The organism is Pseudomonas sp. NBRC 111119 (assembly GCF_001320125.1).
Classification (GTDB): Bacteria; Pseudomonadota; Gammaproteobacteria; order Pseudomonadales; family Pseudomonadaceae; genus Aquipseudomonas; species Aquipseudomonas parafulva.
Genome location: NZ_BCAV01000053.1, coordinates 54,346 through 60,430 on the forward strand (window position 1 = coordinate 54,346; position 6,085 = coordinate 60,430).

General features: G+C 64.6%; 5 protein-coding genes. 4 read left to right on the forward strand and 1 reads right to left on the reverse strand.

What is annotated here, in order from left to right:
* Positions 1-17 precede the first annotated feature (17 nt).
* Positions 18-965, reverse strand: coding sequence for a LysR family transcriptional regulator (locus APH25_RS19425; protein ID WP_060483060.1), 948 nt, complete (start codon positions 963-965; stop codon positions 18-20).
* A 190-nt stretch (positions 966-1,155) separates the two neighbouring features.
* On the opposite strand from APH25_RS19425, the gene APH25_RS19430 reads away from it, so the two are divergent.
* From APH25_RS19430 to APH25_RS19445, 4 genes are read left to right on the forward strand one after another with little or no spacing between them, the layout of a single operon-like run.
* On the forward strand, positions 1,156-2,685 hold the full coding sequence (locus APH25_RS19430) for an efflux transporter outer membrane subunit (RefSeq protein ID WP_060483061.1): 1,530 nt from the start codon (positions 1,156-1,158) through the stop codon (positions 2,683-2,685).
* Entirely contained in the window at positions 2,682-4,859 is a 2,178-nt protein-coding gene (locus APH25_RS19435) for an FUSC family protein (RefSeq protein WP_060483062.1), read from the forward strand. The genes APH25_RS19430 and APH25_RS19435 overlap by 4 nt, the downstream gene beginning before the upstream one ends.
* Entirely contained in the window at positions 4,849-5,049 is a 201-nt protein-coding gene (locus APH25_RS19440) for a DUF1656 domain-containing protein (protein WP_028633275.1), read from the forward strand. Before APH25_RS19435 ends, APH25_RS19440 begins: the two co-directional genes overlap by 11 nt.
* Positions 5,050-5,059: 10 nt before the next feature.
* A complete protein-coding gene (locus tag APH25_RS19445; protein WP_060483063.1) occupies positions 5,060-5,914 on the forward strand; it encodes an HlyD family secretion protein in 855 nt (284 codons plus the stop codon).
* Positions 5,915-6,085: the final 171 nt, after the last annotated feature.

Below are 6,085 nucleotides of genomic sequence, written 5' to 3' on the forward strand. Positions count from 1 at the left end.
GGGCCGCCAGGCGGCCTTTAGTTGGCGATCATGACCTGGTGGGTTTTCAGGTCGGCTTCGTGGGCGGCGAGGATTTCGGGGAGGGAGTTGCGCAGGTATTCCACCCAGGTCTTGATCTTGGCGTCCAGGTACTGGCGCGAGGGGTAGATGGCGTACAGGTTCAGTTCCTGCAGGCGGTACTCCGGCAGGATGCGCACCAGGCTGCCGTTGCGCAGGCCTTCGATGGCCGAGTAGATCGGCAGCACCCCCACGCCCATGCCGCTGCGGATGGCCGTGCGCATGGCGTCGGCGGTGTTGACCATGAACGGCGAACTGGTGACGTTGACCATCTCCTGGCCCTCCGGGCCGTCGAACAGCCATTTCTCCAGCGGGATTACCGGGCTGACCATGCGCAGGCAGGCGTGCCTGAGCAGGTCCGCGGGCTTTTGCGGCACGCCGTGGCGGGCGATGTACCCGGGTGAGGCGCACACGATGCTGTAGGTGATGCCCAGCCGTTGCGACACGAAGCCAGAGTCCGGCAGCTCCGTGGCCAGCACGATGGACACGTCGTAGCCCTCGTCGAGCAGGTCGGGTACGCGGTTGGCCATGGTCAGGTCGAAGGTGACGTCCGGGTGCGACTCGCGATAGCGCGCAATGGCGTCCACCACGAAGTGCTGGCCCACCCCGGTCATCGAATGCACTTTCAGTTGCCCGGCCGGGCGGGCGTGGGCGTCACTGGCCTCGGCTTCAGCCTCTTCCACGTAGGCCAGGATCTGTTCGCAGCGCATCAGATAGCGCTTGCCGGCTTCGGTCAGCGCAATGCGGCGGGTGGTGCGGTTGAGCAGCCGGGTTTGCAGGTGGGCCTCCAGGTTGGAAACCGCCCGCGACACGTTCGCGGTGGTGGTATCCAGCTGGCCCGCTGCGGCAGTGAAACTGCCAAGCTGGGCAACGCAACTGAACGCACGCATGTTTTGCAGGGTGTCCATGGGTCACTCTCGATGTAGAGGACAAAATTGTGTCACGAAGTCATGCGCAAAAGATGAATATTGCCTACGACCAAAGGCGGATTATCGCTGTTTTGGTAACAAAGATTCGCAGGAAACAGCGCTTATCGCCAGTGCGGCCGCCCCCTAGAATTGCGCGGCCCCTCCACCTTTTCCTCGGGATACCGCAGCTGTGCCGCGTCGCCTCAACAGAACGCTCCATGCGTTCAGTGCCTGTGCCCTTGCCCTCTGTTTGAGTGGCTGTATCGGAACCTGGGGCATCGCCCCGCAAACCAAGACGCTGCAAGCCAACACCCTCAGTACGGATGAGGCCATACAGCAAGCCGCTAGCGACGCCCACTGGCCCGACCAGCAATGGTGGCATGCCTATGCTGACCCGCAACTGGACCACTGGATCGCCCTGGCCCTCGCCGGCAGCCCAAGCTTGGCCATGGCGGCGGCGCGAGTGCGCCAGGCCCGGGCCATGGCCGGCATCGCCGAGTCGGCAGAGCAACTGCAAGGCAATGGCCAGGCTGCACTCAAGCGCCACAACTGGCCCGAAGACCCATTCTACGGGCCTGGCGCATTGTCGGGTGCCAACACCTGGGACAACCAGGCGGGCCTGGGCCTCAGCTATGCCCTGGACCTGTGGGGGCGGGAGCGCAACACCAGCGAGCAGGCGGTGGACCAGGTGCACGTGAGCGTGGCCGAGGCCCGCCAGGCGCAGCTGGAACTGCAGCACAATGTGGTGCGCGCCTACATCCAGTTGAGCCTGCACTTTGCCCAGCGCGACATCGTCAAGGCCGAGCTTGCCCAGCAACAGCAGATTCTGGCCCTGGCCCAACGCCGCCTGGATGCCGGTATCGGCACCCACTTCGAGGTCAGCCAGGCCGAAGCGCCGTTGCCGGAAACCCATCGCCAGCTCGACAGCCTCGACGAAGCCATTGCCCTGGCACGCAACCAGCTGGCTGCCCTGGCGGGCAAGGGGCCGGGAGAGGGCGCCCAGTTGCAGCGCCCCAGCCTGGCCCTGGCTGCACCCTTGAAGCTGCCCTCGACGCTGCCCGCCGAACTGGTCGGCCAGCGGCCTGATGTGGTTGCCAGCCGCTGGCAGGTGGCTGCGCAGGCGCGCGGCATCGATGTGGCCCACGCCGGCTTCTTCCCCAACGTCGACCTAGTGGGCAGCCTGGGCTTCATGGCCACCGGTGGTGGCGCGCTGGCGTTCCTCACCGGGCGCAAGTTCAACTACACCGTTGGCCCCGCCGTCACTTTGCCGGTGTTCGACGGTGGCCGCTTGCGCGCGCAACTGGGTGCCGCTTCGGCGGGCTACGACATGGCCGTGGCGCGCTATAACCAGAACGTGGTCGATGCGCTCAAGGGTGTTTCCGACCAGCTGATCCGCCGCGAGTCGATGGAGGCGCAGGCGCACTTCGCGGCCGAGTCGGTGGCGGCTGCGCAGAAAACCTACGACATCGCCACGGTAGCGTTCAAGCGCGGCCTCACCGACTACCTGAACGTACTCAACGCGCAGACGTTGCTGTTCCGCCAGCAGCAGGTGCAGCAGCAGGTGCAGGCCGCGCGCCTGGCTGCCCATGCCGACCTGGTTACCGCCCTGGGCGGTGGCCTGCAGGCCGGTAGGGATGTGCCCGACGAACAGCGCCAGGCGGCGCCGAAAACCCCCGCCACCCTGGCGATCCTCAACCCCAGAAGGGGCCGTGCAGAATGAGCGCTGCCAGCTTGCCCCTGCGCTGGCTGCAACGCCTGGAGTGGCGACGAGGCTTTTTTGCCTGGGTGCGCACCGACGGCGTCACCTGGGTGTACATCTTCAAGGTGCTGGCGGCTGCCTTCATCACCCTGTGGCTGGCCATGCGCCTGGAGCTGCCGCAGCCGCGCACGGCCATGATCACTGTGTTCATCGTCATGCAGCCGCAAAGCGGGCATGTGTTCGCCAAGAGCTTCTATCGGGTGCTGGGCACCCTGGCAGGTTCTGCCATGATGGTGACGCTGATGGCCATCTTCCCGCAGAACACCGAGCTGTTCCTGCCCAGCCTGGCGCTGTGGGTGGGCCTGTGTTCAGCAGGGGCCATGCGCTACCGCACCTTCCAGGCTTACGGGTTCGTGCTGGCCGGCTACACCGCCGCCATGATCGGCCTGCCAGTGCTGCAGCATCCGGACCAAGCCTTCATGGCGGCCATGTGGCGGGTGCTGGAGATTGCCTTGGGCATCCTGGTGTCGACGTTCGTCAGTGCTGCAGTGCTGCCACAGTCCGCCAGCGCCGCCATGCGCAACGCCCTCTACCAGCGCTTTGGCGTGTTCGCCGCTGTAGTGGTGGAGGCGTTGCGGGGCGACAGCCAGCGCGATCGTTTCGAAAGCAGCAACGTGCGTTTCGTAGCCGAGGCGGTGGGCCTGGAGAGCCTGCGTAACGTCACTGCCTTCGAGGACCCCCACATGCGCCGGCGCAGTGGCCGCCTGGTGCGCATGAACAGCGAGTTCATGGCCATCACCACGCGCTTCAACGCCTTGCATCGCCTGATCGAACGCCTGCGTGCCCGGGGGCCTTCGGAAATTGTCGGCGCCATCGAGCCCGGCCTGCAGACCTTGGTCGAGTTGCTGCAGCCCTATGTGGACCGCGCCCTGACCGACGCCGACGCGCTGCGCCTGACCCTGGAGCTGGGGGCCTACCGGGAGGGCCTGCAGGCCCAGGTACGCAGCCTGCGCGCCGAGTACCTGGCCACCGAACCCGGTGAAGCCGACCTGCTGGATTTCCACACCGCGTTCGAGCTGCTGTACCGCTTCGTCGACGAGATGTACAGCTACGCCGAAACCCATGCGTCGCTCGCCGTGCACAAGCACGAGCGCGAGCAGTGGGACGAGCCTTACGTGGCGCAGACCAGTTGGCTGGTGTCGCTGGCGGCCGGGCTGCGGGCATCGGCGGTGCTGTTGCTGCTGGGCAGCTACTGGTTGCTGAGCGACTGGCCCAGCGGGGCCATGATGACCTTGATCGCCACGGTCACGGTGGGCCTGTCTGCCGCATCGCCCAACCCCAAGCGGCTGTCCTTCCAGATGGCCTGCGGCACGGCCATCGGCGCGGTGGTGGGCTTCTTCGAAACCTTTTTCGTGTTCCCCTGGATCGACGGCTTCCCGTTGCTGTGCATGGTATTGGCGCCGGTGTTCGTGCTGGGGGCGTTTCTGTCGTCGCGCCCGGCCTACGCGGGCTACGGTATCGGCCTGCTGGTGTTCTTCGCCATCGGTTCGGTGCCCAACAACCTGACGGTGTATGACCCGTACAGCTTCATCAACGACTACATCGCCATGGTTATCGGCATGTTCGTGTGCGCCGCCGCCGGGGCGATCATCCTGCCGCCCAACAGCCGCTGGCTGTGGAGCCGCCTGGAGCAGGCACTGCGCGAGCAGGTGCTGTTCGCCATCAGCGGTCGGCTGCGCGGCATCGGCACGGCTTTCGAAAGCCGCACCCGCGACCTGTTGCACCAGGCCTACGGCCTTGCTGCCGGCAAGCCGCAGGTGCAGAGCCAGTTGATGGGCTGGATGTTCACCGTGCTGGAAATCGGCCATGCCGTCATCGAGCTGCGCAAGGAGCAGGACCGCGCGCCGGTGCACCCGGCCTATGCCGAATCGCAGCCGTGGCGCCAGGCGATCCGGGTGATGGGGCGGGCGCTGGCGCGGCTGTTCCTGCAGCCCAATGCCAGCAACCATGAGCGGGCCCTGGTGGCGGTCGACCATGCCATTTCGCGCGTGCAGGCCACCGATGAGCCCTTCGCCCGGCACTTCGACACCTCGGTGCTGCGTCGTGCGCAGAGCTACCTGCACTTCATTCGCTCGTCTCTGCTCGACCCACTGTCACCGCTGGCCCCGGACAAAGGTGTGCACCATGCCCCGTGAAATTGCCTTCCATGGCGTCTATATGCCCACCCTGACACTGATGTTCCTGTTTGCGCTGGGCTTGGCCTGGGGCCTGGACCGGTTCATCGCCAGCCACGATGGCTACCGTTTCTTCTGGCACCCGGCGCTGTTGCGCCTGAGCCTGTTCGTCTGCCTGTTCGGCGCCTTGGCGCTGTCGCTCTATTGGTGAGAAACCTTCAATGAAAAAGTTCTTCAGCCTGGTCGCCACTCTGTTGGTGCTGACTGCTGCGGTGGTGATCGGTCGCCAGCTGTGGATGCACTACATGACCACGCCCTGGACCCGGGATGGCCGTGTGCGCGCCGACATCATCAACGTCGCTGCCGATGTGCCGGGGTATGTGGTGGATGTGCCGGTCAAGGATAACCAGCGGGTAAAGAAGGGCGATGTGCTGATTCAGATCGACCCGGCGCATTACCAGGTGGCGGTCGACCAGGCCAAGGCGCTGGTGGCCTCGCGCAAAGCGACGTGGGAGATGCGCAGGGTCAACGCCAGGCGCCGGGCGGACATGGACAACTTGGTCATCTCCAAGGAAAGCCGCGACGATGCGAGCAACATCGCCAGTTCGGCGCTGGCCGATTACCAGCATGCCCAGGCGCAGTTGGCGGCAGCGGAGCTGAACCTCAAGCGTACGCAGATCGTGGCGACGGTGGATGGCTACGTGACCAACCTGAATGTGCACAGGGGGGATTATGCGCGTACGGGGGAGGCGGTGATGGCGGTGGTGGATGAGCACTCGTTCTGGGTGTATGGGTTTTTCGAGGAAACCAAGTTGCCGCATGTGAAAGTGGGGTACCCGGCGGAGTTGCAGATGATGAGCGGGGCTCGGTTGGAGGGGCATGTGGAGAGTATTGCCCGGGGTATCTATGATCGGGACAACCCGCAGAGCCGTGAGTTGGTGGCTGATGTGAACCCGACGTTCAACTGGGTGCGGTTGGCGCAGCGGGTGCCGGTGCGGATTCAGATTGATAGTGTGCCTGAGGGGTTTTTGTTGGCGGCGGGGACTACGTGTACGGTGGTGGTGACGCCGCTCTAGTGTTGATCGACGTATAGGTTCTCTGGGTGGGTTTTGCTAATGCGTATGGTCCATTTGCGATGGGGGCGCTTAATCACCTTTTCGCTCTTACGGTGTATTCGTCCACGCTTTTTAAGTTTAAGTTTAAGTTTAAGTTTAAGTTTAAGTTTAAGTTGTTTGCTGTTCGTGGGT